General features: G+C 45.7%; 25 protein-coding genes, 1 other RNA gene and 1 pseudogene. 6 read left to right on the top strand and 21 right to left on the bottom strand.

The window, feature by feature from the left end; translation table 11 throughout:
- Positions 1-480 precede the first annotated feature (480 nt).
- The 8 genes and pseudogenes from M1D59_RS10060 to M1D59_RS10025 all read right to left on the bottom strand — a co-directional run.
- Entirely contained in the window at positions 481-915 is a 435-nt protein-coding gene (locus M1D59_RS10060; RefSeq protein ID WP_020451523.1) for a DUF2243 domain-containing protein, read from the bottom strand.
- A gap of 171 nt (positions 916-1,086) precedes the next feature.
- On the bottom strand, positions 1,087-2,826 hold the full coding sequence (locus M1D59_RS10055; RefSeq protein ID WP_023857639.1) for a hydantoinase B/oxoprolinase family protein: 1,740 nt from the start codon (positions 2,824-2,826) through the stop codon (positions 1,087-1,089).
- A complete protein-coding gene (locus M1D59_RS10050; protein WP_458118008.1) occupies positions 2,823-4,301 on the bottom strand; it encodes a hydantoinase B/oxoprolinase family protein in 1,479 nt (492 codons plus the stop codon). Before M1D59_RS10050 ends, M1D59_RS10055 begins: the two co-directional genes overlap by 4 nt.
- Complete coding sequence (locus M1D59_RS10045) at positions 4,298-6,403, bottom strand: hydantoinase/oxoprolinase family protein (RefSeq protein WP_458118007.1); 2,106 nt, start codon at positions 6,401-6,403, stop codon at positions 4,298-4,300. Before M1D59_RS10045 ends, M1D59_RS10050 begins: the two co-directional genes overlap by 4 nt.
- Positions 6,404-6,427: 24 nt before the next feature.
- Positions 6,428-7,777, bottom strand: a complete 1,350-nt coding sequence (locus tag M1D59_RS10040; protein ID WP_075213262.1) for a cytosine permease — start codon at positions 7,775-7,777, stop codon at positions 6,428-6,430.
- A 32-nt stretch (positions 7,778-7,809) separates the two neighbouring features.
- On the bottom strand, positions 7,810-8,196 hold the full coding sequence (locus M1D59_RS10035) for an OsmC family protein (protein WP_448155299.1): 387 nt from the start codon (positions 8,194-8,196) through the stop codon (positions 7,810-7,812).
- A gap of 2 nt (positions 8,197-8,198) precedes the next feature.
- A complete protein-coding gene (locus M1D59_RS10030) occupies positions 8,199-8,822 on the bottom strand; it encodes a TetR/AcrR family transcriptional regulator (protein WP_025811499.1) in 624 nt (207 codons plus the stop codon).
- Positions 8,823-9,120: 298 nt separating this feature from the next.
- Positions 9,121-9,243, bottom strand: a pseudogene (locus M1D59_RS10025) (hypothetical protein); the annotation flags it as partial.
- A gap of 442 nt (positions 9,244-9,685) precedes the next feature.
- On the opposite strand from M1D59_RS10025, the gene M1D59_RS10020 reads away from it, so the two are divergent.
- Together M1D59_RS10020 and M1D59_RS10015 are read left to right on the top strand one after the other, a co-directional pair.
- On the top strand, positions 9,686-10,135 hold the full coding sequence (locus tag M1D59_RS10020) for a DMT family transporter (protein WP_197407280.1): 450 nt from the start codon (positions 9,686-9,688) through the stop codon (positions 10,133-10,135).
- A gap of 21 nt (positions 10,136-10,156) precedes the next feature.
- Positions 10,157-10,642 (top strand): DMT family transporter, encoded by a 486-nt coding sequence (locus M1D59_RS10015; RefSeq protein WP_020451514.1) that lies wholly within the window; start codon positions 10,157-10,159, stop codon positions 10,640-10,642.
- Between the two features lie 173 nt (positions 10,643-10,815).
- On the opposite strand, the gene ssrS is transcribed toward M1D59_RS10015, so the two are convergent.
- Positions 10,816-10,999: non-coding RNA, 6S RNA (gene ssrS / locus M1D59_RS10010), on the bottom strand.
- 159 nt (positions 11,000-11,158) lie between these two features.
- Here ssrS and M1D59_RS10005 point away from each other — a divergent pair.
- Positions 11,159-11,920 carry an N-acetylmuramoyl-L-alanine amidase gene (locus tag M1D59_RS10005; RefSeq protein ID WP_025811494.1) on the top strand — a complete coding sequence of 254 codons (762 nt, stop codon included), beginning with the start codon at positions 11,159-11,161 and terminating at the stop codon, positions 11,918-11,920.
- 54 nt (positions 11,921-11,974) lie between these two features.
- On the opposite strand, the gene M1D59_RS10000 is transcribed toward M1D59_RS10005, so the two are convergent.
- From M1D59_RS10000 to sufU, 4 genes are all read right to left on the bottom strand, one after another.
- Positions 11,975-12,949, bottom strand: a complete 975-nt coding sequence (locus M1D59_RS10000) for a DMT family transporter (protein WP_020451510.1) — start codon at positions 12,947-12,949, stop codon at positions 11,975-11,977.
- A gap of 7 nt (positions 12,950-12,956) precedes the next feature.
- Positions 12,957-13,622 (bottom strand): GntR family transcriptional regulator, encoded by a 666-nt coding sequence (locus M1D59_RS09995; RefSeq protein WP_048350649.1) that lies wholly within the window; start codon positions 13,620-13,622, stop codon positions 12,957-12,959.
- A gap of 44 nt (positions 13,623-13,666) precedes the next feature.
- On the bottom strand, positions 13,667-14,131 hold the full coding sequence (locus M1D59_RS09990; protein WP_026579698.1) for a Fur family transcriptional regulator: 465 nt from the start codon (positions 14,129-14,131) through the stop codon (positions 13,667-13,669).
- 94 nt (positions 14,132-14,225) lie between these two features.
- The gene (gene sufU, locus M1D59_RS09985; RefSeq protein ID WP_020451508.1) at positions 14,226-14,657 is read right to left on the bottom strand and encodes a Fe-S cluster assembly sulfur transfer protein SufU; all 432 of its coding nucleotides are present in this window, start codon (positions 14,655-14,657) and stop codon (positions 14,226-14,228) included.
- 202 nt (positions 14,658-14,859) lie between these two features.
- Here sufU and M1D59_RS09980 point away from each other — a divergent pair, with 202 nt between their 5' ends.
- Positions 14,860-15,660: an MBL fold metallo-hydrolase gene (locus M1D59_RS09980; RefSeq protein WP_020451507.1), complete on the top strand. Its 801-nt coding sequence runs from the start codon at positions 14,860-14,862 to the stop codon at positions 15,658-15,660.
- Between the two features lie 18 nt (positions 15,661-15,678).
- Here M1D59_RS09980 and M1D59_RS09975 read toward each other — a convergent pair whose 3' ends face one another.
- The 8 genes from M1D59_RS09975 to M1D59_RS09940 all read right to left on the bottom strand — a co-directional run bounded on the left by M1D59_RS09975 (position 15,679) and on the right by M1D59_RS09940 (position 22,353).
- Positions 15,679-16,296, bottom strand: a complete 618-nt coding sequence (locus M1D59_RS09975; RefSeq protein ID WP_020451506.1) for a hypothetical protein — start codon at positions 16,294-16,296, stop codon at positions 15,679-15,681.
- A gap of 117 nt (positions 16,297-16,413) precedes the next feature.
- The gene (gene nrdF, locus M1D59_RS09970) at positions 16,414-17,391 is read right to left on the bottom strand and encodes a class 1b ribonucleoside-diphosphate reductase subunit beta (protein ID WP_020451505.1); all 978 of its coding nucleotides are present in this window, start codon (positions 17,389-17,391) and stop codon (positions 16,414-16,416) included.
- Between the two features lie 20 nt (positions 17,392-17,411).
- On the bottom strand, positions 17,412-19,514 hold the full coding sequence (gene nrdE, locus M1D59_RS09965) for a class 1b ribonucleoside-diphosphate reductase subunit alpha (RefSeq protein ID WP_020451504.1): 2,103 nt from the start codon (positions 19,512-19,514) through the stop codon (positions 17,412-17,414).
- Positions 19,471-19,866 (bottom strand): class Ib ribonucleoside-diphosphate reductase assembly flavoprotein NrdI, encoded by a 396-nt coding sequence (gene nrdI, locus M1D59_RS09960; RefSeq protein ID WP_020451503.1) that lies wholly within the window; start codon positions 19,864-19,866, stop codon positions 19,471-19,473. The genes nrdE and nrdI overlap by 44 nt, the downstream gene beginning before the upstream one ends.
- Before the next feature lie 250 nt (positions 19,867-20,116).
- Positions 20,117-20,329 carry a hypothetical protein gene (locus M1D59_RS09955; protein ID WP_020451502.1) on the bottom strand — a complete coding sequence of 71 codons (213 nt, stop codon included), beginning with the start codon at positions 20,327-20,329 and terminating at the stop codon, positions 20,117-20,119.
- A 313-nt stretch (positions 20,330-20,642) separates the two neighbouring features.
- Positions 20,643-20,864 carry an RNA chaperone Hfq gene (gene hfq / locus M1D59_RS09950; RefSeq protein ID WP_020451500.1) on the bottom strand — a complete coding sequence of 74 codons (222 nt, stop codon included), beginning with the start codon at positions 20,862-20,864 and terminating at the stop codon, positions 20,643-20,645.
- A gap of 41 nt (positions 20,865-20,905) precedes the next feature.
- Positions 20,906-21,850, bottom strand: coding sequence for a tRNA (adenosine(37)-N6)-dimethylallyltransferase MiaA (gene miaA, locus M1D59_RS09945; RefSeq protein ID WP_025811482.1), 945 nt, complete (start codon positions 21,848-21,850; stop codon positions 20,906-20,908).
- 101 nt (positions 21,851-21,951) lie between these two features.
- Complete coding sequence (locus M1D59_RS09940; protein WP_020451498.1) at positions 21,952-22,353, bottom strand: YmaF family protein; 402 nt, start codon at positions 22,351-22,353, stop codon at positions 21,952-21,954.
- Positions 22,354-22,477: 124 nt separating this feature from the next.
- Here M1D59_RS09940 and M1D59_RS09935 point away from each other — a divergent pair, with 124 nt between their 5' ends.
- Complete coding sequence (locus M1D59_RS09935) at positions 22,478-22,699, top strand: hypothetical protein (RefSeq protein WP_020451497.1); 222 nt, start codon at positions 22,478-22,480, stop codon at positions 22,697-22,699.
- 372 nt (positions 22,700-23,071) lie between these two features.
- The gene (gene erbA, locus M1D59_RS09930) at positions 23,072-23,410 is read left to right on the top strand and encodes an SMR family multidrug efflux transporter EbrA (RefSeq protein ID WP_080131392.1); all 339 of its coding nucleotides are present in this window, start codon (positions 23,072-23,074) and stop codon (positions 23,408-23,410) included.
- Positions 23,411-23,416: the final 6 nt, after the last annotated feature.

The raw sequence follows: 23,416 nt of genomic DNA, 5'->3' as shown, positions 1-23,416 counted from the left end.
GCACAACTAAATCACTCCAGAAATATAATATCTTTTATTTCCGCTCTAAATCTTTGCTTTTCACTTCCTTTAATATCTCCCTAAGCAACTGTTGAGTTTCCTCGTTTTGTTTGCGATTTATCTTGTTTTCCTTTACCAATACGATCATGTAACATAAAAATAAAATGATAGCGGAAAGGATAAGCTAATTAGGCAGCAGCACACTTAACATTTTATATGGAAACCTCCTCTTAAAAGATGCCAGTCAAACGATATGAACACCTTTTTTCCATTGAATATCTGAACCCCCTTTTTGCTTGAAGTGAACAGTTGCACTTTAATAACTTGTTTACATAAAACAACTTCCTCAAGCGCCGCTTACTGATCACGTCAATTTTTAAAATGGAGTTTTTTATTTCTTCAAATTTTGACAAAAACAGGGCAAGTCTTGTTGAAACCTGCGCTTTCCCGAGAAATAATTGTGCGAGTCAAACCAATTTTTCATTTCTGTTTGCCTTTTCTGTAGATCAGCCATCCGGCCAGAATGATCAAAAGGCCTGATGCGTCATAGGCAAGGTCGAATAAGAGGCGGTTCGGGCTTAGCGGGTTGACGTGGTGAATCTGAAGAAGATGATGATTGATGATGCCCTCGAGGAAATTAAACCAGCCCGCTCCCAGCAAAGAGGCTCCCCAAAAGATGTGTTGCGGCCGGCTGCTGCTCAAGTCACCTCTGTTCCACAACAGGATCCCGCCGATAAAAAGAATGACGAGCGAAAACAGATGGAACAGTCCGTCGCTCATAATTTGGTGAGAGCGGTCTGTGTCCATGTACACGCTGTGCCATTGAAGTAATTGGTGAAAAACAATGCCATCGATCATGGCGATGATACCCACACCGAACAGAAAAGGTCCCCAAAACGCTTTTTTGTTTTTCATATGATTTGTCCTCCTTTACTTGCTAATCTGTTATGTACCCGCCGGCTTAAAAGATCAAACCGGTTATGTTTACATTCTCTCCTGAAAGCGATTATCCTCTTTTTACCATATGAGTATTTAAAAAGCTGATCCGAAAAGGTGTCTTCATTCCTTTCAGATCAGCTTTTTTATTTATGAAAGGCGGGAAGCCCGCACACGATTTGTTTCCATTTCATTAATGGTAAGTGTCTCAGGGTCAATCACGACACCGTAATCTTGCAATGCTGATTCAATGCTGACAAACTCGTTGAAGACGTCGTCCAGCACCTTTTCGGGTTCACGTTCCAGCGGATTTCCCCAGCCTCCGCCGCCTGCACGGTAAAATTGGATGATGCCGCCCGCAGGCATTTTGACTTCAAAAGCCGTTTCCTCGATCTCTTTGGCTTCGTCTGTTCCATACCCGACGATCACCTTGTTGCTTGGTGCATCGCCAGCTCCGCAGAAGCCTTTTGTTGTATTTCGGACCCCTGCCATCATGACGCTTGTGCGGCTTTCCTTTAAGTGCTGGATCTGAACATCCAACCCGGGGGTGCCTCTCCATCGGCCTGCTCCCGTAAAATCGCTCGTATATTCATGCTTTAATACACGGCTCGGGTATTGAACTTCAGTCATTTCAATAGATGGCAGAATAACTCCTGTCATAACAGGCGGATAAAGCCCCCATCCGTCCGTTTCGTATGCAGCCCCCGCACCGCCGGTATAGCCGTAAAAATTCAGGTTCACCCACGGCTTCCCGTCGTCGTATTTTCCGTGGGAATAAGCGAGAGGAAGCTTATGGGCGTTCACTCCGACGCGTTTTGGCGCACATTGGGAAATGGCCTGGAGAACAGCCTCGGCTATTTCTGCTCCTACGCACGCAGTTGCGTGTCCGCACGGTGCCGGCAGCTGCGGGTTCACAACTGTTCCTACAGGTGCAGTTACTGTTACCGGATTCATATATCCTTCATTGATCGGAATATCCTCATCACAGCAAGTCGAAATACCGACAAAAGCAAATGAAGTCGTATTTGAAAGCGGGCTGTTGATGAAGCCCTTTACTTGCGGAGAGGAGCCGGTAAAGTCAATGTGAAGATCGCTGCCTTTGACGGTCACCGTTGCGCGAACCTTAATATCGCGGTTGCCTTGAAAGTCGTGGTCAGCAAATGTTTCACCGACATAGGTGCCGTCCGGCCAGCTGGTGATTTCATCGCGAACCCTGTTTTCTGTATATTGAATCCGGTTGTCAATGGCCGTAATCACCTTCTCGGCGCCATACTTATCCAGCATCGTTTGGATTCGGGAGGCAGCGACCTTGCATGCCCCGATCATCGCGTTTAAGTCGCCTTCAAGCCAATGGGAAAGCCGGTTGTTTGCAACAATTAAATCGAATACATCCCTGCGCTTTTCTCCCCGCTCATAAATTTTTAATGGCGGAATCCGCAGCCCGTCATGCCAAATATCTTTTGAGCGCGGATTGTACCCTCCGGCAACCGGTCCTCCATTATCGGCCATATGGCTTCGGACAGCAGGAAGCAGGATTGGCTTGCGATTATAAAAAACCGGCATGACGATTGTCCAGTCAAGGCTGTGCGAGCCTCCATGATACGGATCATTCACCAGGAGAATATCTCCGGGATGAAGATCGTACCGAAAAGCGTCCAATAAATGGTCAACTGCGCCTACTACCGCATAAAGGTGCAGCGTACAGCCCGGGGCTTGCGCGACAAGGCGCGATTTTTTGCCAGAAAGGTCAAAGACGCCCGTCGTAAAATCGTGTGCTTCGTTAAACAATGGTGAACGGGCCGTTCTCGTAACAGTGGCGCTCATTTCCCTGGCAACCGCATCAAGGGAACCGCCGACCACCTGTGATAGAATAAAGTCCTGATTAATCATAGCTGCTCCTCCTTTTGAGAGTACGTAAAGACGAGGAGCTCGCCTTTTTTCACATGTTGGTTTACCGTGCTTTCATAAAAGATTTCGTCACGATCTCCCGTTCTTGACAGAGACCCGTATTCTCCCCTTTCACTAAAAGGCAGAAGAAGGTTGAAATAAATATCGTCCTCCTGGTTAAGCAGAGACACTTTCATTTCCTCCCCATTGTCCGTCCACTCCCGGGAAACCATTTTAAAACCGTGGTAAAGCTCCAATTCCTCTGCAGAGACAAGCATCCGTTGACCAAATAAAGCAGGCGGCCCGAAGCCTTTTGAAGCTGATGGATACCCGGGCGCCAAAACGATTGATTTCGTTTCAGCTTCCGCGCCAAGCTCCGGATAAAAAACGGCCTGCGGACCTGTCCCGTAAATCGGCGGAAATTCTTCATTCGTGCTTTGTCCGTTTTGAATGGCTTTATATACCGCTTCAGCGATGAAATGGCCGGTAATGCTTGGAGCTAATGCTGTCGCTGCAGGAAATTCCGGATCCAAAATCGTACCCAGCCTCGTCTTCGTTTGAAAAGGTTGAAGCGTTCCTTCATTGATCGGTATTTCATCGGCAATTCTCGCCAGGAACGGCCAAACGGCAAACGCCTTCGTTAAAGCGGCAGGCGAATTAACCGGCTTTACGGATTGTACCGATGATCTGCTCAAATCGATTTCAACCGCATCGTCCTTCTTTGAAATTTGCACATGAATTGTACTCTTGCTTCCTTCGGAAACTTCAAACTCCTGGACAGCGCTCATTTCTGTTTCAGGCAGACAAGAGACATGGTGCTCAACCCTTTTGCGGCTGTATTCAAACATGCTGTCGATCGATTCGGTCACTGTTTTCTGGCCGTAGCTGCCAAGAAACGTTTTCAATTGCTGTTTGGCGCCACGCAAACATGTATACATGGCTTCCAAATCCGCTTTAAAAGAAGCGGGCACCCGGCTGTTTGATAATAAGAAACGAAGAATATCGGTCTGCAGAACGCCTTGCTTATAAAGCTTAACAGGTGTAATTCTGATATTTTCCTGCCATACTTCAAATGCATCGGGATGGAATCCGCCCGGATACTCGCCGGCCAAATCGATCATCTGAGCGCGGACAGCGGGGAAGAGTACGAGCTCCCCTTCAAGAAATAACGGCGCCGCCATGGTGAGCGACTGTCCTTTCGTTCCGCCGCTGTATGGATCTGCGACGAGCAACACATCTCCATCTGCGATATCAAATGAAAAATAGTCGAACAGATTTTCCACGCTTTCTTTTAATGCGAACAAATGTTCAGGCTCATATTGATGTTGAACCGCGATTTTCAGCTCATTCGTAAAAATCGCTGTAGCAAATGCCCGGTCTTGAGAAAGCAAAGGGGAACGGGAGATTCGCTGCAAATTATCCCCGATTTCTCTGCCGATCGATTGCAGCTTGCTATAAAGAATTTGAGCTTGGATCATGCATTTCCACCTCTAGTCGTCTGCTGAGAGTGCTTTACTTCAATGACACAGTTGCGGTAAGAATCGATTAGAGCCTCATGTCCCGGATAAACAACAATGGTCGTACCCCATTGCTCAATGATGGCCGGACCGACAATCAAGTTGCCCGGCTCAAGCATTGATCCGTTGAAAATAGGCGTCCTCGTCGGTTCGATGTCAAAATACATATCGCGTTCACCTGTTTTCGCTTTTGAAGGGTCCTCCTGCTCAAACGGCTCCTCTTTAAGCTTTAACGGCTCTCTGACGCCAACCAGGTCAAGGCGGAGATTTAAAATTTCAATGTCGTGCTCGGGATCTTTATGGGCAAACATTCTTTCATGAAGGTCATGGAAATCTGCCGCCGTTGCTTCAAGATTCAATTCTGTAATCCTCCGCGTCCTCGATTTTACCGGTACGGTTACTTCATGGACTTCCCCGGCGTAGCGCATATCGATAAAGCGGCGGGTTTCATATTGATTGGTGACCGACTGGCCTCCAAGTTTTTCGCGGGCCGTCTGTTCCATCTTTTCAAAATCGGCATTCATCGCTTGCAGGTCAACGTTTTTCAGACTTTCAAAGCGCGTCCTGAGCTCCGTTACTTTAAGGTTTGCTGCCACATCGCCGAGCGCACAGAAGACCGGGGCAAGGGACGGAACAATAACGGTTTTAATGCCGAGGTCTTCCGCCTGCTTGCCTGCATGGATGGCTCCGGCGCCGCCGACAGCCATTAGGGCGAAATTCCTTGGATCATGACCCCGTTGTGTCGTCACAAAGTGGACTGCATTTGACATATCGCTATTGACGATTTGTGAGATTGCAAGAGCGGCTTCTACTGTCGAAATTCCGAGCGGATCGGCAATCTGTGTGCGGATCGCCTTTTCAGCCAGTGAACGGTCAAGCTTCATTTCTCCGCCTAGAAAGTTATCTGGGTTAATATAGCCTAAGAAAACATTCACGTCCGTAACTGTCGGTTCTTCTCCGCCTCTTCCGTAGCAGGCCGGCCCCGGATTGGAGCCTGCGCTTCGCGGGCCGACTTGTAAAGCTCCGCCGCTGTCAATCCAGGCGATGCTTCCGCCGCCGGAGCCGATCGTGTGAATATCCATCATCGGCAAGGCAACCCGGTATCTGCTGATCCAGTTCTCAGTCGTGATCGCCGGATTTAACTTTTCGATAACCGAGACATCGTAGCTTGTTCCACCCATGTCTACGGTAATGACGTTCTCGTAGCCCGATTTTTCTCCGATAAAGGAAGCAGCCGTCACTCCTCCGGCTGGACCTGAGAGAAGGCCTCCTGCGGCAAATTTTCCGCTTTGAATGACATTTTGGACCCCGCCGTTAGATTGCATGACAAACAGTTCTCCGGCAAATCCGTCTTCGCGAAGCCGTTCGTCAAGATGGTTCAAGTAGCTTTGCATGGAAGGGCCGGTAAACGCGTTGACAATGGTCGTGCTCACCCGTTCAAATTCCCGAATCTGCGGCAGCACTTCATACGATAACGATACAAACATGCCGGGAGCTTCCTCATGAATAATCTCTTTAACGCGGATTTCGTGCGAAGGATTCATGAAGCTGAACAGAAAGCATACAGCAATCGCCTCGATCCCCTCTTGGATAAACCCTCGGACTGCCCGGCGGACGGCTTCTTCATCAAGCTCAGTTACGACATTTCCTGTATGATCCAGTCGTTCAGGAATCCCCACACGATATCTTCTTGGGACAATTTGATAAGGTGCTTCCAAGCGCGGAGAAAACACGCTTTCTTTGTACGCGCGACGGAATTCGATTTCGTCCCGAAAGCCTTCCGTTGTGAGAAGCCCCACCTTTGCTCCGTTATATTCCAGCAAAGCGTTAGTAGCAACTGTTGTTCCATGGACCACTAATGGACTATTGGCTAACAGGTCCTTTACGTCTATTCCGATGATTTCAGCCATTTTTTTAATTCCGTTCATGACACCATCAGACTGATCAGGGGTTGAAGGCGTCTTCGTCGAAACCATTTTCCCTCCCTTGTTGACAGCCACTAAATCTGTAAACGTCCCGCCGACATCAATTCCAAATACCCATTGGTTTTTTTCATTCATCATTGAAAACCTTTCCTCCTTATCCGCTTAAAAACCAGACGATTCCTCTGTCGCTTCTCCGATTTCGTAACGGAGATTTAATTTTGTGAAAATAAATGTAAAAACGATATAAATCAAAAATGCAAGTACAGTAGAGTTAATCGGTCCGATGCCGAATGTTACCTTTGAAGCGGTAAAACCTCCGATGATCACCGAAAGAATCGCCGCAACATTCAGCTTCGAATAAGTTGTTCCAGCCCCGAATCGATATTGTTTTTTCTTGATGACAGGTGCTGTGATCCAATGATCTGCGATCATCACGCCTGCGATCGGCGGAACATACAAACCTAAAAATGTTAAGAATGGCACAAACATATTCTGGACACCTAATAATGCAATCATGATGCCGATCACGCCCATGATCGCCACAAGTGCTTTCTTAGGAATGTTCACAACATTGCGAAGCCCCAGAGATCCGGTATACAAATTGTTATCATTCGTCGTCCACTGTGCAAAAACGATGATGAAAAATGCCAAAAATCCAAGTCCGAGCTTGCTCATCGCGGCAGGAATATTCGGTGTTGACCCGATATCCGGAACATTCGCAGCAATGGCCATTGCCGCTCCTGCAACAAGACAGAAAACACCTCCAAGGAAATAACCGACAGACGCACCTATTCCTCCTGAAACCGCTCCTTTTGCATATCTCGTCACATCAGGAAAAACAACCGCACCCAATGCAGCATTTCCAACTACGATTGTAATTCCGGCAAATATCGTCATAGGGTCCCCTGTCGGATGAAACGTCAGCAAGTTATGCCAGCTTCCAGAATAATTGACAGCACTCACGATGCCCCATATAGAAAAGATGACGACTAAAGGTACAGCGATAAAGCTTAAAGCGGCAAGTCCGCGATATCCTATAAAAGCGGTAAGGATCATTAAAATACCGCCCCAAACGATGGCGACTTCAGGCTTTGCAAGCCAAACACCCGGAAACATTTCAGAAATGGTCGTGCCGAAAAAAGCAACCTGCCAGCCAAACCAGCCGATTCCCAGCGTCAGCGCCAAGACGATTCCAAAAAGGCCCGATCCGTAGCGTCCAAAAGCCTGACGGGCAAGAACGGTTGTCGATATTCCGTATTTTGCACCCATTACACCTTGAAAAAAGCCATAGACCGCAAGAATCAGCATACCTAAGACGGCAGCCAAAACGGCGTGCGCAAAATTCAATCCCTGGATCAGCGCTCCTCCAGTCACAATCGTCGACAATGAGATAATCCAGGCACAGCTTGTAATCGTAATGTTAAAAATCGATTTTCTCTTATTTTCAGGCACTGATGTAACAGCAAAATCATCAGCATTTGTATAGGAAGGTTTTTTACTGTTGTTTTCCATTTTCATGCTCCTTCGTTTCATCATGTAGGTTGTTACATCATATTCGTATCAATCGTTACCCCTCGTTTTAACGTATTGCCGATTGTACATGCCCTTTCAGCAGAGGTGATTAATTTCTTTTTATAGTCGGTCGGAAGATGCTCGGGCAATTTGACGCTAACCGTACATTTTTCAACACGGGACGGGCCATCGGGCGCTTTAGCGGCGGAAACAGAAACTGAAAATTCATCCTCCTGCACTTCTATGCCGTCCCTTTCAAACATCCTTTGCAAAGAAATGGTGATACACATCCCTAATGAAGCTTCCAACAGCTCAATCGGCGAAAGGCCGTCTGAATTCGGAGTGAAAGACCCCTTGGCCTGCATACCGGCTTCATGAAAAATCCCAAACTCTCCATTTGTTTTTTGGATAATAGACAAATTTAATTCCTCCTTTGGCCAATCAGCCCGAAAAATTCAAAATGAACCAATTCTTCAGTCATTTCATCAACTGAAAACTTAGGGACATAATTCAGATCATGCTTTGGTCCAAACAGCCATTTTGATAGTGTGCCCAACACAAGACTTGTTAACATGGTGGCCTGCAGATCAGTATTATGGGAGGAATTTAGCATGCCAAGCTCTGTAGCCCTTTGGATGTTCTTTTTAAATGCTTGTTCAACACTGATCAGCGCCTCTTCGATTGCCTCCCTGATTTCCGGATCGGCGCCTTGTCCCTTGACTAATAAAAACGTCATTAAGTTTCGGTTCTCCTGTGCAAACGTAAAAATTCTTTTCATAAGGGCTGTCGTGGATTGGATCATATCATCTGTAAGAGCAAACGTCTGCCTGTAGCCTTGATGAATGGCTGCAAGAAGGTTTTCTTTCCCCTTGTCTATGATTTCCTTGGCGATTTCTTCTTTGCTTTTGAAGTGCCAGTAAAAAGTTCCCTGTGCAACGCCAGCCTGTTTTACGATGTCTGATATTTTTGTCGCATGATATCCTTTCGTAGCAAAAATCTCAAGCGCGATATGTAGCAATTCCTCTCTTGTATCCGTATTTCCCAAGTGTTTTCCTCCTTACCCTGAATCTCGATTGACAAGTCAGTCAGTTTTAGGGCCGTTATTCCTATTGGATTTGTAAGAATAATCTTATACAATGTTCTTTTCCTAGTCAAGTTGCTAACCTTTCCATTTTTCGCGCAATTACAAAATATGAGCAAAGCAAAACCTCTATTTCATTCTTTCATCCCTCTCACGGCCACTGGATCAAACGGCTTTCGGTTTATTTTTTTAAGAGATTTACAGTTTCATCGACTAATTCTAATAACGTTTTTTTATGATGTGATGATGAAACTTTTTGACAATCTAATTCCCGCAGCCTGGAATAAATGTCTTTCCGCTCATTTTGGAGTTCGCGTATGGCTTGTATCTCGGCATTGTTCAGTTGTTCCAGTCTTAATCGGAGCGCCTCTCTTTCGTTGAACACATTCCCACCCCCTAACAAAATATTACTTGTAGTTTATAGGACTTTTTTCAGTTTAACAATTCTTCTTTCATGAAAATTTGCTTGTACGATTTGGATGAGGTGAATTTTGCCGGGATTCCAACTTACTTTTTATGGAGAGATTTTACGGCTTTGAACACGAGGAACCGGACTTACAAACACCAAAGAGAACTCAGCCGGAGTCCTCTTTGGTTTTTTTATCGCTACATCACCTTATTGAATCTCAAAATCTTCTTGAAACATGATTTTCAAAAAAGAAAAACATGATATAGATACAAAGCTGCAAATTTTGAATTCTTTTCATCAATCAGCACTTGCATCATGAACTCCTTTTCGCCAAAATACAAAGTGTCCCTCAAAAACAGCAAGACTTTCAGCTTTGAAATAATCGTTCCAATTACCGCAAAAAGGAGTTTTTAAAAATATGATCATTTTAATACTTATAGCCGGGATTTTGGCCGGAATGGCCATTCCTGTTCAAACCTCAATTAATTCACGGCTAGGCATGAAGATCGGGTCTCCTTACGGGGCGGCGGCCATATCTTTTTTTGCCGGTACGCTTATCCTGGTCATTGTCGCCATAGTGACAGAGCGCCATTTTTTGTCTATCATCGGACTTCTCCCTTCCATCCCCTTGTGGATCCTCATTGGAGGCGGATGTTTAGGCGTTTTTTATTTAACTTCAAATATTTTGTTGCTTCCGCGTCTTGGATCAGCACTGACAGTTGTCGTCACTTTGCTTGGGCAGATGGTGATGGCTCTGGCCATCGATCACTTCGGATGGTTTCATATTCCCGTTCATGAATTAAACTTTCCTAGAATCATCGGCATTTTGTTCATCATCTCCGGGGTTTTCATTATCAAAAAATATTAATAGCAAGGGAGTTCATCACCGATGAAAAACAACACTATGAACGTTTTTCTTTACATGATGCTCGGGCTTTTTGCCGGAATGGCATCACCGATTCAAACATCTATTAATTCAGAGCTGAGAAATGCTCTCCAATCACCTTTTATCGCTTCACTTATTTCGTTTTTGGTTGGAATGGTCATTCTTCTCTTTCTTACGTCGATCATTGAACATCGGCGGTTATTTCATTTAAACAATTTACATACAGCAAAAACCTTTATCACGGGCAGCCCTTGGTGGCTCTGGACTGGCGGAATACTTGGCGTCATCTTTATCACATCCAATATTTTGCTTTTGCCGATTGTCGGAGCGTCACTTACTGTTGTTTTGGCTTTAAGCGGCCAAATGATCATCGCCCTCATCATCGATCATTTTGGCTGGTTCGGAACCCCCAAACACCGCTTAAATGTGCAGCGCATGCTGGGAATTGTCCTGATGATCACGGGAATTATCATCATTCAGCATTTTTGATGCCAGTCATTTTTGCACCTTCTACTTGCTGGAATTCAGGCATTCGTTTTTCTTTAAAATGAATAAAAGGGCGGTGTCCGCCCTTTATTTACAGCAAGTTAGTTTACATAAAACATTTACAGTAAACCGATTTTAAGCAAATAAAAAAAGCCATTTTATTCAAATGACTTAAGTGAAGTGCTGCAATTGCCGTATGCAAGTAAGAAAGTTTTAAACCACACTCCTCAAAGTGGGTGTCTGCAGAAACGTTCCTGTCGTCCTTTCGAGGAAGGCATGACATTCCGGTTCCGATATAAAACTCCCTATTACAGCTTAAAGGTTAAAACTTAATTATCATTACGTACAATGCAGCGTAATTGAATTATATGATAAAAACATTAAAAATGCAACCTCTTGCCTGAAGAGAATATGACGCTCTATAATAAGTTGAATATTTACAAAATTCTGCAATATTGTGGCGTTCGTACAACCCTTCATGTCCATCTGTTCATAGACTGTCTATTGAGGTGATGTCTTGTGGTAAAAATTTTTATCGATCCCGGCCATGGCGGGTCTGATACAGGTGCTTCAGCTAATGGTTTGCAAGAAAAACAGTTAACATTGCAAACCGCCTTGGCTTTAAGAAACATGCTGCTGAATGAATATCAAAATGTTTCAGTCCTGTTGAGCAGGACAAGCGACCAAACCGTCAGTCTGACGCAACGCACGAACGCCGCGAACAGCTGGGGAGCGGACTACTTTCTATCGATTCACATGAATGCCGGGGGCGGGACAGGTTTCGAGGATTACATTTATCCCGGCGTCGGCGCACCTACCACCACCTATCGGGATATCATGCATGAAGAGATTTTAAAAGTTGTCGATTTCAGGGATCGCGGCAAGAAAACGGCCAATTTTCATGTTCTTAGAGAAACAGCCATGCCCGCACTCCTTACGGAAAATGGCTTTGTAGACAATACAAACGACGCCGAGAAACTGAAGTCTTCCGCGTTTATTCAATCCATTGCCAGAGGCCACGCCAACGGACTCGCAAGGGCATTTAACCTTTCCAAAAACGCAGCAGCTCTCTATAAAGTGCAGATCGGCGCTTTCAGGACCAAAGCCAATGCCGATTCGCTTGCCGCTCAAGCGGAAGCGAAAGGGTTTGATGCCCTTGTGATTTACAGGGACAGCCTTTACAAAGTGCAAATTGGCGCTTTTTCTTCCAAAGAAAATGCCGAAGCGCTCGTTCAGCAAGCCAAAAACGCCGGATTTGACGCTTTCATTTACCAGGAATAGGGACAATCATCAAGAAAAGCCCGCGATCTGTCTCGTATAGATCGCAGGCTTTTTTTATGCTTTTGCAGCTTTACTTTGAATCGCCGGCTTTTGCGTTTGATTCGATGCATGGCTGTTCAACACCATTCCGATAATCACAAGTGCCATGCCGCTCCATGAGATGGCACCAGGAAGCGGACTTGAAAGAAGCAAAATTTCACCAGCGGCAGCAAACAGCACTTCAAACGATTGTGTGGCCTCGACAGCCCCTAATTTTCGCATATCCCCTTTTACAAGATCGGTTGCGGCAAAGAACAGCACAGTTGCGCATATTCCGGAAAAGACAGCCACCAAACCTGACTGAATGACTTGTCCCCGGCTGGGCGCACCCGCCGATGCCAGCCCGTACAGTGAGAGGATCAGCCAAAACGGAAGGCTTGCCAACGTCATCCCCAATACCCGCTGATAAGCATCAAGGCGCCCGGCGCATGCTTCCATCATTTTTCTGTTCCCAAGCGGATATGCAAATGAAGCCAACATAACCGGCACGACGCACAGCAGCATCTCATGCAAAGAAAGCTGTGCCGCATGCTCAGCCTGCATCAGCGCCACCCCGATTAAAATGATCAACGACATCGCCAGCCCTTTATAGGGAATTTTGCCCCTCATCTGTACGGGACCTGTTTTTGTTTGGATGGTTTCGTAAAAAAGCGGCGCCAAAAGGGAGCCGGAAATAATCGTGATTTGCCATGTTCCTGCAATCAGCCAGCCCGGCCCGTAAGCCGCCGCAAAACAGAGCGGCGCATAAAAGAGGCCGAAGCCGACGATGCTCCATCTCAGCCAAATGCCCGGTGCTTTTTTGATTTCCTGAAAAAGTTCTTTTACGTTCCCCCTCAGCCAAACAATGACAAATAAAAGAGGCGCCATAAAGATAAATCTTAGCGATGCGCTCCAGATCCAGCTTCCCCCTTCAAGCTCCATCGCCCTGTTTAAAACGAATGTAAAAGCAAAAAAGAAGGCTGCAAAAACGCCCAGTATAATCGGCCTCACAATCCCCTCACTCCTTTTCCTGATGTCCGGCCAATCGGTCTCCGAGACTGAGCCAGTTTTCCTCGGCAAGCTTGATGGCCGCATTCCGATCCCCCTGTCTGCAGGCATCGATGATGTTCTGATGCTGTTCGACAGATTTCAAGCTGCCGATCGAGGAAAACTGCGACATCTCAAGGCGGTAAATTTTTGAAGAAATTCTCTCCAATGCCCGGGTAATTTCCGGGTTTTTTGATGCTTGTAAAAACACCTCATGAAAAGCAGCATCCGATTCGATTGCTTCGATAATGTCTTCTTTTTGAATCGCTTGCTGCAACGTTTGATTATGCCTCTCCAGTTGATCAAGGTCTGAATCCGTTAAAAAAGGAAACGACAGCTTGACAGCCAGCGCATGCAGTGCTGCAGTGACTGTAAAAGCATGTTCAGCTTCCTCGCGATTTAACGGTGCTACACGTGTTGCTGAACCCGGAACAGTTTCAACAAGTCCTTCATCTTCCAGGCGTTTGAGCGCCTCCCTGACAGGTGTGCGGCTGATGCCAAACTGCTCTGCAAGCTCCTGATCATGCAAGCGCTCCCCCGGCTTTAGTTCCAAATGTACGATGGTGCGCTTCAGCGTTTGATACACTTCTTCCCGAAGCGAAATTCGTTTGATTCGTTTAATGTTATTTTTCATCATAAAACCAATATATCGGATTTTGGTTTTATGCACAACCAAATTTTTTATCTAACCCCTTTCTCTTTAGCGGCGTATTTTCTTTTCGCCTGGCAATCTTTGCAGATGCCGTACAGTTCCAATCGGTGATGTGTCACTTTAAATCCGGTCAGCCGTGCCGCAATGTCTTTTACTTTCTCCAGTTGCGGACAATGAAAATCGACGATTTTCCCGCATACTTCGCATATGACATGATCATGTTCCTCTAGAGCCAGATCAAAACGAAGCGGATCGGTAAACCCCATTTCTTTTATAAGGCCCTCTTGTTTAAAATAGCGGATGGTGTTGTATATCGTCGCTGTACTGACGGCAGGATATATCTCCCTCAATGATTGTTGAATTTCAGCTATTGTAGGGTGGTTCCTGTTGGCTAAAAAATAATGGTAGATGGCCAGCCGCTGCGGCGTCATTCGAATGCCTTTCCGTTTAAGCTGCGCCATCGCTTCCTGCTTTACATTCGTTTCGTTTTCCATACCTCTTTCGTCACTGCCCCTTTTTTCCCTTGAATCTTCCGATATTCTTTGCCTGGCTGCCTTAGAAACGGAGTGCTTTAGATGTGATGTTCATTTAATAAACGTTCTCCTTGATCCGATCGAGCGCCTGCCAAGGCATCAGGGCACAGTTATGGCGGGCCCGTAACGGATGGACGCCAATCAGGGAAACGGCATCTCCCAGCAGATCCTCTGCCGGTTCTTCTCCTTTTCTGATCATATTTTCCATCGCTTCACGCATTAGCCCGGCTTCTTTTAACGTCTTTCCTTTTATCAGTTCAGTCATGATTGATGAGGAAGCCATGCTGATGCTGCACCCATCTCCGATAAAAGCTGCGTCTTCGATCTTTTCATTTTTAATGTCGATAAACAAAGTCATCACATCACCGCATGTTGGATTTTTGTAATGGACGTAATACGCGCTGTGTTTATCGATTTTTCGAAAATTTCGCCTGTATCTTGCATGATCCATAATGACGGACCGATACAGCTCTTCCAGTTTCGGCATGAAATGATGCTCCTTCCCTTTTAAACAGTTGTATTTTGGTTGAAAGAACAAACGGATTTAGTTATACTTCCGTTATTAAATCGTAATCATTACGATTTAATAATAACCGATCAAGAAGCTCACCGCAAATGAAAAGACACAATGAAACTGCCTCTTCTAATAAAGAGACAGATCGGTCAAACGCAAAGGGGGAAGATTTATTATGAAGGAGCCAGACCGCATTCAACTCGATTCTTTTCAAATGACAATTTTATCTGATGGAGCATTTCGAGTTTCAAGGGATTTCTTTTTGGCGGGAGGAGACCCTCATGAAGCAGAACATTATCCTGAAGAATTTGAAGTAGCGCTGAACTTTATCTGCCTGGAAACGAACGAAAAACGGATACTGATTGATACGGGATTTGGCGAAACAGGCGGACAAGAAAGCGGGCACTTGATTCATCACCTGACACAGGCGGGAATTATGCCTGACTCCATAGACTATGTCATTTTGTCACACAGTCATTTAGATCATACGGGAGGTCTTCTGAATAACGGGAAACCCGCTTTTCCAAACGCTGTTCATCTGATCAGTGAAGCAGAATGGCTGTACGCAAAACAAACGCCGGCTTCTAAACAGTTTCGCATTCTCTCCACTGTCCGGCCGCTTCTGAAGCTGCTGACAGAAGATACCGAACTGCTTCCCGGACTGAAGCTGATCCATACGCCCGGACATACGCCTGGACACTTGACTATTGAATTACAGACAAAAGACGGGGTCTGTCAGATCATCAATGACGCATTTCACATTCCCGAAAGCATCTCCAATCCAAAGCTGCGGGTTTCGCTTGAGCATGACCCTAAAGAGGGAGAAAAGACAAGAAGACTGCTGGCCCGGCAGGCTTATAACGGACAGGTCCTGCTCCACGGGTGTCATTTCCCCTACCCTGGTTTCGGGTTAATCGAAAAGCAGGGCTCACTTTTTCAATGGAAACCGGTCCAATACGAAAAGAAAACTCGCTGAATCAGCGAGTTTTCCCATTTAAACTAAGATATCAACGACAAACTGTGACCAAGATTCAAGTCTGTCATAGACGCTTTTATCTTTCAGATCACTGGCTTTCATCCACCGGCCGGCAATCTGCTCCTTTTCTTTAACTTCAACGTGTGCGCCCGGTTTTAACTCAAGCGCTGAAAGGATTCCGATATGTACTTTTCCGACGCTGTTTTCATCATCATTAATCAGTCCGAGCGTCACCATTTTTTCTTTATCTGATTCCTCAATCAGAAGCTCTTCATCAAGTTCACGGTCTGTGTTTAACTTCAGAATACCGGAAAAATCAAGCCCTTCGGCAAAGTTCATGTGGCCGCCGAAGCCGAGTGACAGCTTGTTGTGAAGCCGCGCTTCCCCTCCGCCTTCGAGCCGCTCGTATACAAATATTTCGTCTTCTCTTTTGATGACAACATAAGGGATCGGCTGTTTAAACGCAGGATCTTCTTCGGCGTCTCCCCTTCTCATTTCACTGAAGTGCTGTTCAATATGCGCCATGATCTTCCCAACCTTCTCACCGTCGCTGTTGACGCCTTGGAAGGTCAGCGTTTCATTTGCAAATACGTTTTCCCGCGGAACCACGAGAATGATTTCATCCATTTTTCCCATTGTATCCGTTTCCTCCTCAAAGTGAAAAGAGCAGATTCGTTCTGCTCTCATTTTGCCGTGTATCTATAACTGAAAGGCGGGGCTTGGGCGCGGATGCGCCCTTTTAGCCCGGCCGGCTTACTTATCGTCAAAGTAAAAATCGTCGTCTCTTATCGGTTCAACTGTTGCTTTTTTGTAGCCGTTTCCTTTCATTGAGAAGAAGTCGTGTGACTTCGTTTTCGTATTCAACCCGTTCAACACGATCGGATTGATCTCTTCTTCTTCAAAATAAGCTTCAAAGCCAAGGTTCATCAGCGCTTTGTTGGCATTATAGCGGATGAACTTCTTCACGTCGTGTGAAAGGCCGACCTGGTCGTACAGATCTTCTGTATATTCAAGCTCATTTTCATAAAGCTCTTTTAATAGATCAATGGCAAACGCGTACAGCTCTTCTTTTTTCTCAGGTGTCTGCTGATTGTAAATCTCCTGAGCGAGCAGGCCGACATAGACGCCGTGAATCGCTTCGTCCCGCAAGATCAGGTTGATGATTTCGCCGCTTTGCATCAGCTTGCCCTGTCCGTAAAAATAAAGCGGGTAGTAGAAGCCGCTGTAGAACAGGAAGCTTTCTAAATAAACGGATGCGACCATCGCTTTAAACAGCGAAATTTTATCGCCCTGGCGGATTTTCTCATAGAGTCCGACAATGACCTGAGCTTTTTTCTGCAAATATTTGTTTTGTTTAACCCATTCAAAGACTTCGTTGATCGTCTCTGTCGGGGCAAGCGTCATGAAAATGTTTGAATAGGACTTGGCGTGGACCGCGTTTTCCATCATCGCCATGAAGTTCAGCACCGCTTTGCGCTGATGCCCTTCTACATGCTCAGCGACAAGGGGCATTCCCGTGTTCCCCTGCTCTGTATCGAGAAGCGTCAGCCCCGCGAGCACCTTCATGTATGTGTCCTGTTCATTTTTACCCAAGTACTTCCATGTCAGAAGATCTCCATTAAGCGCAATCTCTTCCGGAAGCCAAAATTGCTTCACATTTTGGTTGTAAAACATTTGGGTAAAATCATCTTCATGCTTTGACCAGTTTGCTGCATCATAAATTTTCGTCACTTTCGCATACTCTCCTTTAATCAAACGACACAAGAAAGGCAGCCTTCTTGCCCTGTATCCTTCGTTCTTGCATAGTAAAGTGTTTTGATTCCTTTATGGTGGGCATAAAGATCGATCCGGTTCAGATCGCGTGTCGTCATTGTATCTTTCAGGAACAATGTAAAGCTTATGCCTTGGTCAACGTGCTGCTGAATCGTCGAGATCATGTCGACAACTCTGAACATGTCCATATCATACGCTTCTTTATAGTAGAACCAGTTGCTCGGCGCAAGTCCAGGCATCGGATAGTACGTCTTGGAGTTGCCGTAAGTTCTTTCTTCAATCCGCTCCATGATCGGCATGACTGATGCCGTACTTGACTGTACATATGAAATGGACCCGGTCGGTGCGATGCACAGTCTGTAGCTGTGATACAATCCGTGTTCTTTGACAAACTGTTTCAGCTGTTCCCAGTCTTCTTTTGTCGGGATGTGCATGCCTTCAAAAAGCTTGGCCACTTTTTCGAATTTAGGCGAGAAATCTTGTGTAACATACTTTTCGAAGTATTCACCCGTTGCGTAAGCCGAACCTTCGTAGTTATGGTACGTCTCACCTTTTTCTTTGGCGATTTCGGCAGACCGTTCAATCGAGTAAAAGTTCATCATCATAAAGAAAGTGTTCGCGAAGTCCCTCGCTTCCTCACTTTCGTAGGCGATATTGTTCTGTGCCAGGAATCCGTGCAGGTTCATCGCTCCAAGGCCGATGGATTTCATCGCTTTGTTCGCTTTTTTGACCGCCGGTGCGTTCGTGATGTTCGTCGTTTCAGAAACGTGCGTCAGCGAATCGGTTGCAAGCTTAACCGTCTGCTCAAGCGATTTGTTTTTCATGACGTTCAATATGTTCAATGAACCAAGGTTGCAGGAGATGTCAAGGCCGATCTCATCTTCTTGACCGTAGTCTGTGTATGAAGAAACCTGTGAAGCCTGAAGAACCTCTGAGCAAAGGTTGGAAAATTTAACCTTGGAAATATGATTGTTCGCATGCGCGTTGTTGACATTGTCCTGGAACATAATGTACGGATATCCTGATTCCGATCTTAACATCGCAAGCTTTTCGAGCATCTTGCGCGGGTGGATTTTTTCTTTTTTGACGCGCGGATCTTCCACAAGCCGGTCGTACATCTCGTTCATGTCCATTTCATCGAGGTGCTCGCCGTACGCTTTATAAACGGTGTGCGGATAGAATACGTATGCCGCTTTATCCTCTCTTGCAAGCTCGATGAATTTATCTGGAATGACGACTCCGATGGACAATGTTTTCACCCGGACATCCTCATCAGCGGAAATCTTCTTCGTATCGAGGAAATCGTTGATGTCACGGTGGAAAATGTTTAAGTATGCAGCCCCTGAGCCTTGTCTTTGTCCCATCTGATCAGCGTAACGGAATGCGTTGTCAAGAAGCTTCATCACGCCGACGACGCCTTTTGTCGCGTTTTCGACGTCTTTGATCGCTTCGCCTTTCGCACGCAGTTTTGAAAGGTTCAACGATACGCCTCCGCCTAGCTTTGACAGCTGCATTGAAATATCAATCGCTCTCGAGATGTCGTTCAAGGAATCATTGACTTCCAAGAGGAAGCAGCTGACCAGCTCTCCGCGGCGTTTGCGGCCGGCATTTAAGAACGTCGGCGTGCTCGGCTGATACTCCTGGTTGATCATCATTCTGACGAATTCCTTCGCCTTCTCCTTATCCCCGTTTGCAAAAAATAAAGCTACGATAGAGATTCTGTCTTCATAGCGTTCAAGAATTTTTTTCTTGTCGTTTGTCTTCAGCGCATAGTCATTGTAAAACTTAAAAGCGCTCATAAAGGACGGGAATCTGAATTTTTTAGCGTAAGCCTCTTTGAACACTTCCTTGATTTCTTCGAACGTGTAGCGGCTTAAAAACTCTTCTTCATAGTAGTCATTCTTGATTAAGTAATCGATTTTCTCTTTCAGATCATGGAAAAATACCGTATTTTGGTTGATATAGTCTACAAAATAACTATGTACAGCTTCTTTATCTTTATCAAACTGGAATTTCCCGTCTTTTTGGATCATGATCTCATTGTTTAACTGGATCCATTTTGGCACTTGATTTTGTGACAATTCTTTCTACCTCCTGAGTAAACAGTTCAACGTCTTTGGCCGTCCCGCTGAGCTCAAATTTGCCGAGAATCGGAACCTGATACTGCTTCGAGATTTTTTCTGCGCTTTTCGCAAAATTGTCTCCCCACACTCTGTTTCCGCTTGCCGCAACTCCCAAAAGAAGATGGGCGTTTTTCTCAAGAAACATCTCAGTCGTTTTCGGAACTTCCCCAAACCCTGTCGTGTACGTGATCAAAACAAACGGTTCGTCTAGATACTCCTCTGTGCTGACTTTCCGTTTATTGCGAAAAGGCGTCTTATCCACAAAGCGCTGAACGTTTCCCGTTTTTGAATCAAATACGATCTGAATCATCATTATCACGACCTAGTAAAATTGTTTCCGAGTCTTTCAACTCGAACCTTACACAATATATAGTATACTATCATTCAAGAAAACACAATATATTGTGCTCGGGTTGATGAAAGTTCACAATTTGCTTCAGCTTAGGAGGCCTAAGGCCAAAGAAATATGAGTAGAATGAGAGCCGTTCGCTCATCCTACTCACAAACCGAAATCTATCATAACACGAAAAAAATTGAGTTAGTAGACTAGACTTTTTCGCTTATTTTTTGTAAGTGTCACAGCACTTGTTCTCGCATACCTCTTTAATATCGGCTTCGATGCCGAGTTCCTTAAGAACCGACTGAACAGCCGTCATGATCGACGCTTCCCTGACAAGTTCTTTTCCATTGACGAGAATACTTGTGCCGTATTCATAGCAGGAATCATCTTCACACGTCTCTTCCCAATGGTTGATGACGATCTTAGGTTTCATTGTTCGCTCATTCCTTTTCATTTTCAAACTGAATTGATGTAAACACTACTTAGTTTAGCGATTAGATGCCGCTTTGTAAATTTGAATGCCTCGGTCTTTCACAGGACGTGATGACGGCGGCGTTTTAGACAGGATGTCAGGCAATTGGTCGCCGTTCCTTTTATTCCCAGACTCCTGCTCGGACCGGCAACGGCCGCAGTTGATTGTAAAGTCGCCTCGAAAACGACAAAATCCCAAAACAGTAAACTGTTTCAGGATTTTGTCAGGCAATCTGAAAAGACCATGCCAGGCATGGTCTTTTAGCCGTAAATCGCTATTCGAGTTCGAGTTGAACGTTTTTTTGCGGTGCAAATGTGGAAATGGCATGTTTGTATATAAGCTGCTGCTTTCCTTCCGATTCAATCAACACTGTAAAGTTGTCAAATCCTTTTACTTGTCCGCGCAGCTGAAATCCATTCAGTAAAAAGACCGTGACAAATGTACTTTCTTTCCGAATCTGATTCAAAAACTGATCTTGAATATTTATCGATTTCATGTTTCTGGTCCTCCTTGTTTCTCTATACCATACTGTTTCGATTAAAGTTCGAGCTTTCCTGCTATGTAAGTGAAAATTTCCTGTTTTTTCTGCTCGATATTGACAGGGGGCGTCATGTCATACCAGGCGACATCCATTTGATTTCTGAACCATGTCAGCTGTCTTTTGGCGTAGCGTCTCGAATTCCGCTTCAACGTCTCAACCGCCTCTTCCAAGGACGCTCTGCCTTCAAGGTACGCATAAAGCTCTTTGTACCCGATGGCCTGAACAGACTGGCAATTTCTTATGTTTTCATCATAAAGCTGTTTCACTTCATTCAGCAGCCCCTCATCCATCATCTGGTCTACGCGGCTGTTGATCCTGTCATACAGCACTTCCCGCTCCATCGTCAAACCGATGAGAGCCGTGGTGTATAAAAGCTCTTTCCGCTGTCCTTCCATATGTTCAGACATCGTTTTTCCTGTCGTATGGAAAATTTCAAGCGCCCTGATGACCCTTCGTTTATTGTTTGGATGAATGGCTTTTGCCGCTCCGGGATCGCGCTCTTTCAATAGACAGTGAACATATTCGGCTCCTCTCTTGTCAGAGAGCGCCTCCATCTCCGCTCGGAACTCAGGGTCGCCCGCTTCCTCTGTGAATGAATAGTCGTAAAGGACAGACTGGATATAGAGCCCTGTCCCCCCCACAATCATCGGAAGCTTCCCTCGCCTGCCAATCTCTGCGATTTTTTGTCTGACGATCTCCTGATATTCAGCAACCGAGAAAGATTCCGTCGGTTCTTTAATATCGATCAAGTGATGCGGAACCCCGTTCATTTCTTCTTCTTTAATTTTTGCTGTGCCGATATCCATTCTTTTGTAAATCTGCATCGAATCTCCGCTGATAATTTCCGCATTCAAATGCTCGGCAAGCATCACGCTTAATTTTGTTTTACCGACAGCGGTCGGTCCGATCAAAACGATGACCGGCGGTTTCGTTTTATTCACTGCTGATCACTCTCTTTAAACAAGCTCCTCCCATTATACCATTTCACGTTCAAAAACATCCATTTCATTTTACCCGTTTTCATTGCTTTCCAAACATTCCCTCACCACCCTATCGGCTCATTCCCCACAATTTCTCTAGTGGAACCTTTAAAAGTATGCCGGTGCCTCTCCTTTATTCCATCGCTTACATACACGACTCCGCCAAATCTGATCGGGGGAGCCGCAGAATATGCCAGATAGGTCGTGCCCCCGATTTCATGATAATGCGTGCCGTCCGCCCGCGGAATCGCGGGCCCCGTAATCGCGTAATACCTGTGATAATGTCCCTTATCGAAAGAAGTGATGCCGGAATAAAAATGAACGTGCCCATCTGTATTGCTCCCGTTTGCCGGCTGGGAAAAGCCTTCAATTAGGTGGTAATGGCCATTGGCAGTCGATGTTCTCGCCCTGTAGGCGTGGGCATGGGGAGGCGCTTTTGACCAATCCGACTGATACAGCGTCATGTTTCATTCACTCCTTTTTAAGGGCGGCTTCACTAAAAAATACGACGGGCGCCCAAGCAAAAACGGCTGGGCAGAATACAGTGATGTTAGTCAGGTTTCATTTTATTATTGGAGGGATTTTTTTATGAATCATTTCGAGCACGCTCCTGTATACGGCGACGACAACCAGCGCATCATCGGCAGACCTTTCTTTGGCGGACCTTTTGGGCGCCCGTTTTTCGGCCCGCGTCCGTTTTTCGGTCCGGGCCCCTTCTTCGGAGGTTTTTTGGGCGGACTTACTGCCGGAGCGCTTCTCGGCCCTTGGGGATATCCGTATCCGCCGTATCCTTACTATCCTTTTTTCTGACAGATAAAGGCTCTTCCAGGGGCCTTTTTACATAACTTTTTTCTTGACTTAGAACTTTTGCATCAATTAAGATGGATTTTACCAACCGGTTAGTAATACGGGTTTTTTTATGTCTAAAAAAGAAGAAATCTTTGAAGCGGCCTCATGACGATTGCGGAATACACCTTTAACACTTTAAGATCGTTTATGGGCTGCGTTTTTTGATATTCGAATGAAAACTAACTTTGTACAAGCGCCCTTGCTGCGGCAGCATGTCTTAAACTGCAGCGTGAGTTGTGTGAAAAGAGCGCTGGCAAATGGTCAAAGTCTTTTGTTTCAATTGGAACTGCTGGCTGACGAAGAGAAAGCTCTCCTTTTGAATCATGGAATAACATTGATAGAGGAGGATTTCATATGATTGCAGGCTACATTTTTCTGCTGATCGCCATCTTGTCAGAAGCGGCGGCAGCCGCCATGCTGAAAATCTCTGACGGGTTCGCGCGCTGGCGGCCGTCGGTTCTCGTAGTGATCGGCTACGGTCTCGCATTTTACATGATGTCGCTCACATTGCAGGTCATCCCGCTAAGCCTCTCCTATGCGACTTGGAGCGGAGCTGGCACCGTTCTGACTGCAATCATCGGCGTCTTGTGGTTTCAAGAAAAGCTGAACCGGCGAAATATCGCCGGCATTATTTGTCTCGTGTCAGGCGTTGTCCTGATCAATCTGTCATAAGGAGGA

It is taken from the genome of Bacillus sp. PK6-026, from assembly GCF_054161455.1.
This window is presented reverse-complemented; position numbering and strand designations above follow the sequence as displayed.

Bases quoted from the DNA above. Each gene is read 5' to 3' on its own strand.
- M1D59_RS09990 (WP_026579698.1), bottom strand. From the start codon at position 14,131: ATGGAAAACGAAACGAATGTAAAGCAGGAAGCGATGGCGCAGCTTAAA.
- M1D59_RS09980 (WP_020451507.1), top strand. From the start codon at position 14,860: ATGAAGGAGCCAGACCGCATTCAACTCGATTCTTTTCAAATGACAATT.
- hfq (WP_020451500.1), bottom strand. From the start codon at position 20,864: ATGAAATCGATAAATATTCAAGATCAGTTTTTGAATCAGATTCGGAAA.
- M1D59_RS09940 (WP_020451498.1), bottom strand. From the start codon at position 22,353: ATGACGCTGTATCAGTCGGATTGGTCAAAAGCGCCTCCCCATGCCCAC.
- M1D59_RS10055 (WP_023857639.1), bottom strand. From the start codon at position 2,826: ATGATTAATCAGGACTTTATTCTATCACAGGTGGTCGGCGGTTCCCTT.
- nrdI (WP_020451503.1), bottom strand. From the start codon at position 19,866: ATGATTCAGATCGTATTTGATTCAAAAACGGGAAACGTTCAGCGCTTT.
- M1D59_RS10050 (WP_458118008.1), bottom strand. From the start codon at position 4,301: ATGATCCAAGCTCAAATTCTTTATAGCAAGCTGCAATCGATCGGCAGA.
- M1D59_RS09935 (WP_020451497.1), top strand. From the start codon at position 22,478: ATGAATCATTTCGAGCACGCTCCTGTATACGGCGACGACAACCAGCGC.
- M1D59_RS10020 (WP_197407280.1), top strand. From the start codon at position 9,686: ATGATCATTTTAATACTTATAGCCGGGATTTTGGCCGGAATGGCCATT.
- M1D59_RS09955 (WP_020451502.1), bottom strand. From the start codon at position 20,329: ATGAAACCTAAGATCGTCATCAACCATTGGGAAGAGACGTGTGAAGAT.
- M1D59_RS10045 (WP_458118007.1), bottom strand. From the start codon at position 6,403: ATGATGAATGAAAAAAACCAATGGGTATTTGGAATTGATGTCGGCGGG.
- M1D59_RS10015 (WP_020451514.1), top strand. From the start codon at position 10,157: ATGAAAAACAACACTATGAACGTTTTTCTTTACATGATGCTCGGGCTT.
- M1D59_RS10040 (WP_075213262.1), bottom strand. From the start codon at position 7,777: ATGGAAAACAACAGTAAAAAACCTTCCTATACAAATGCTGATGATTTT.
- sufU (WP_020451508.1), bottom strand. From the start codon at position 14,657: ATGCCGAAACTGGAAGAGCTGTATCGGTCCGTCATTATGGATCATGCA.
- M1D59_RS10060 (WP_020451523.1), bottom strand. From the start codon at position 915: ATGAAAAACAAAAAAGCGTTTTGGGGACCTTTTCTGTTCGGTGTGGGT.
- M1D59_RS09975 (WP_020451506.1), bottom strand. From the start codon at position 16,296: ATGGGAAAAATGGATGAAATCATTCTCGTGGTTCCGCGGGAAAACGTA.
- M1D59_RS09995 (WP_048350649.1), bottom strand. From the start codon at position 13,622: ATGATGAAAAATAACATTAAACGAATCAAACGAATTTCGCTTCGGGAA.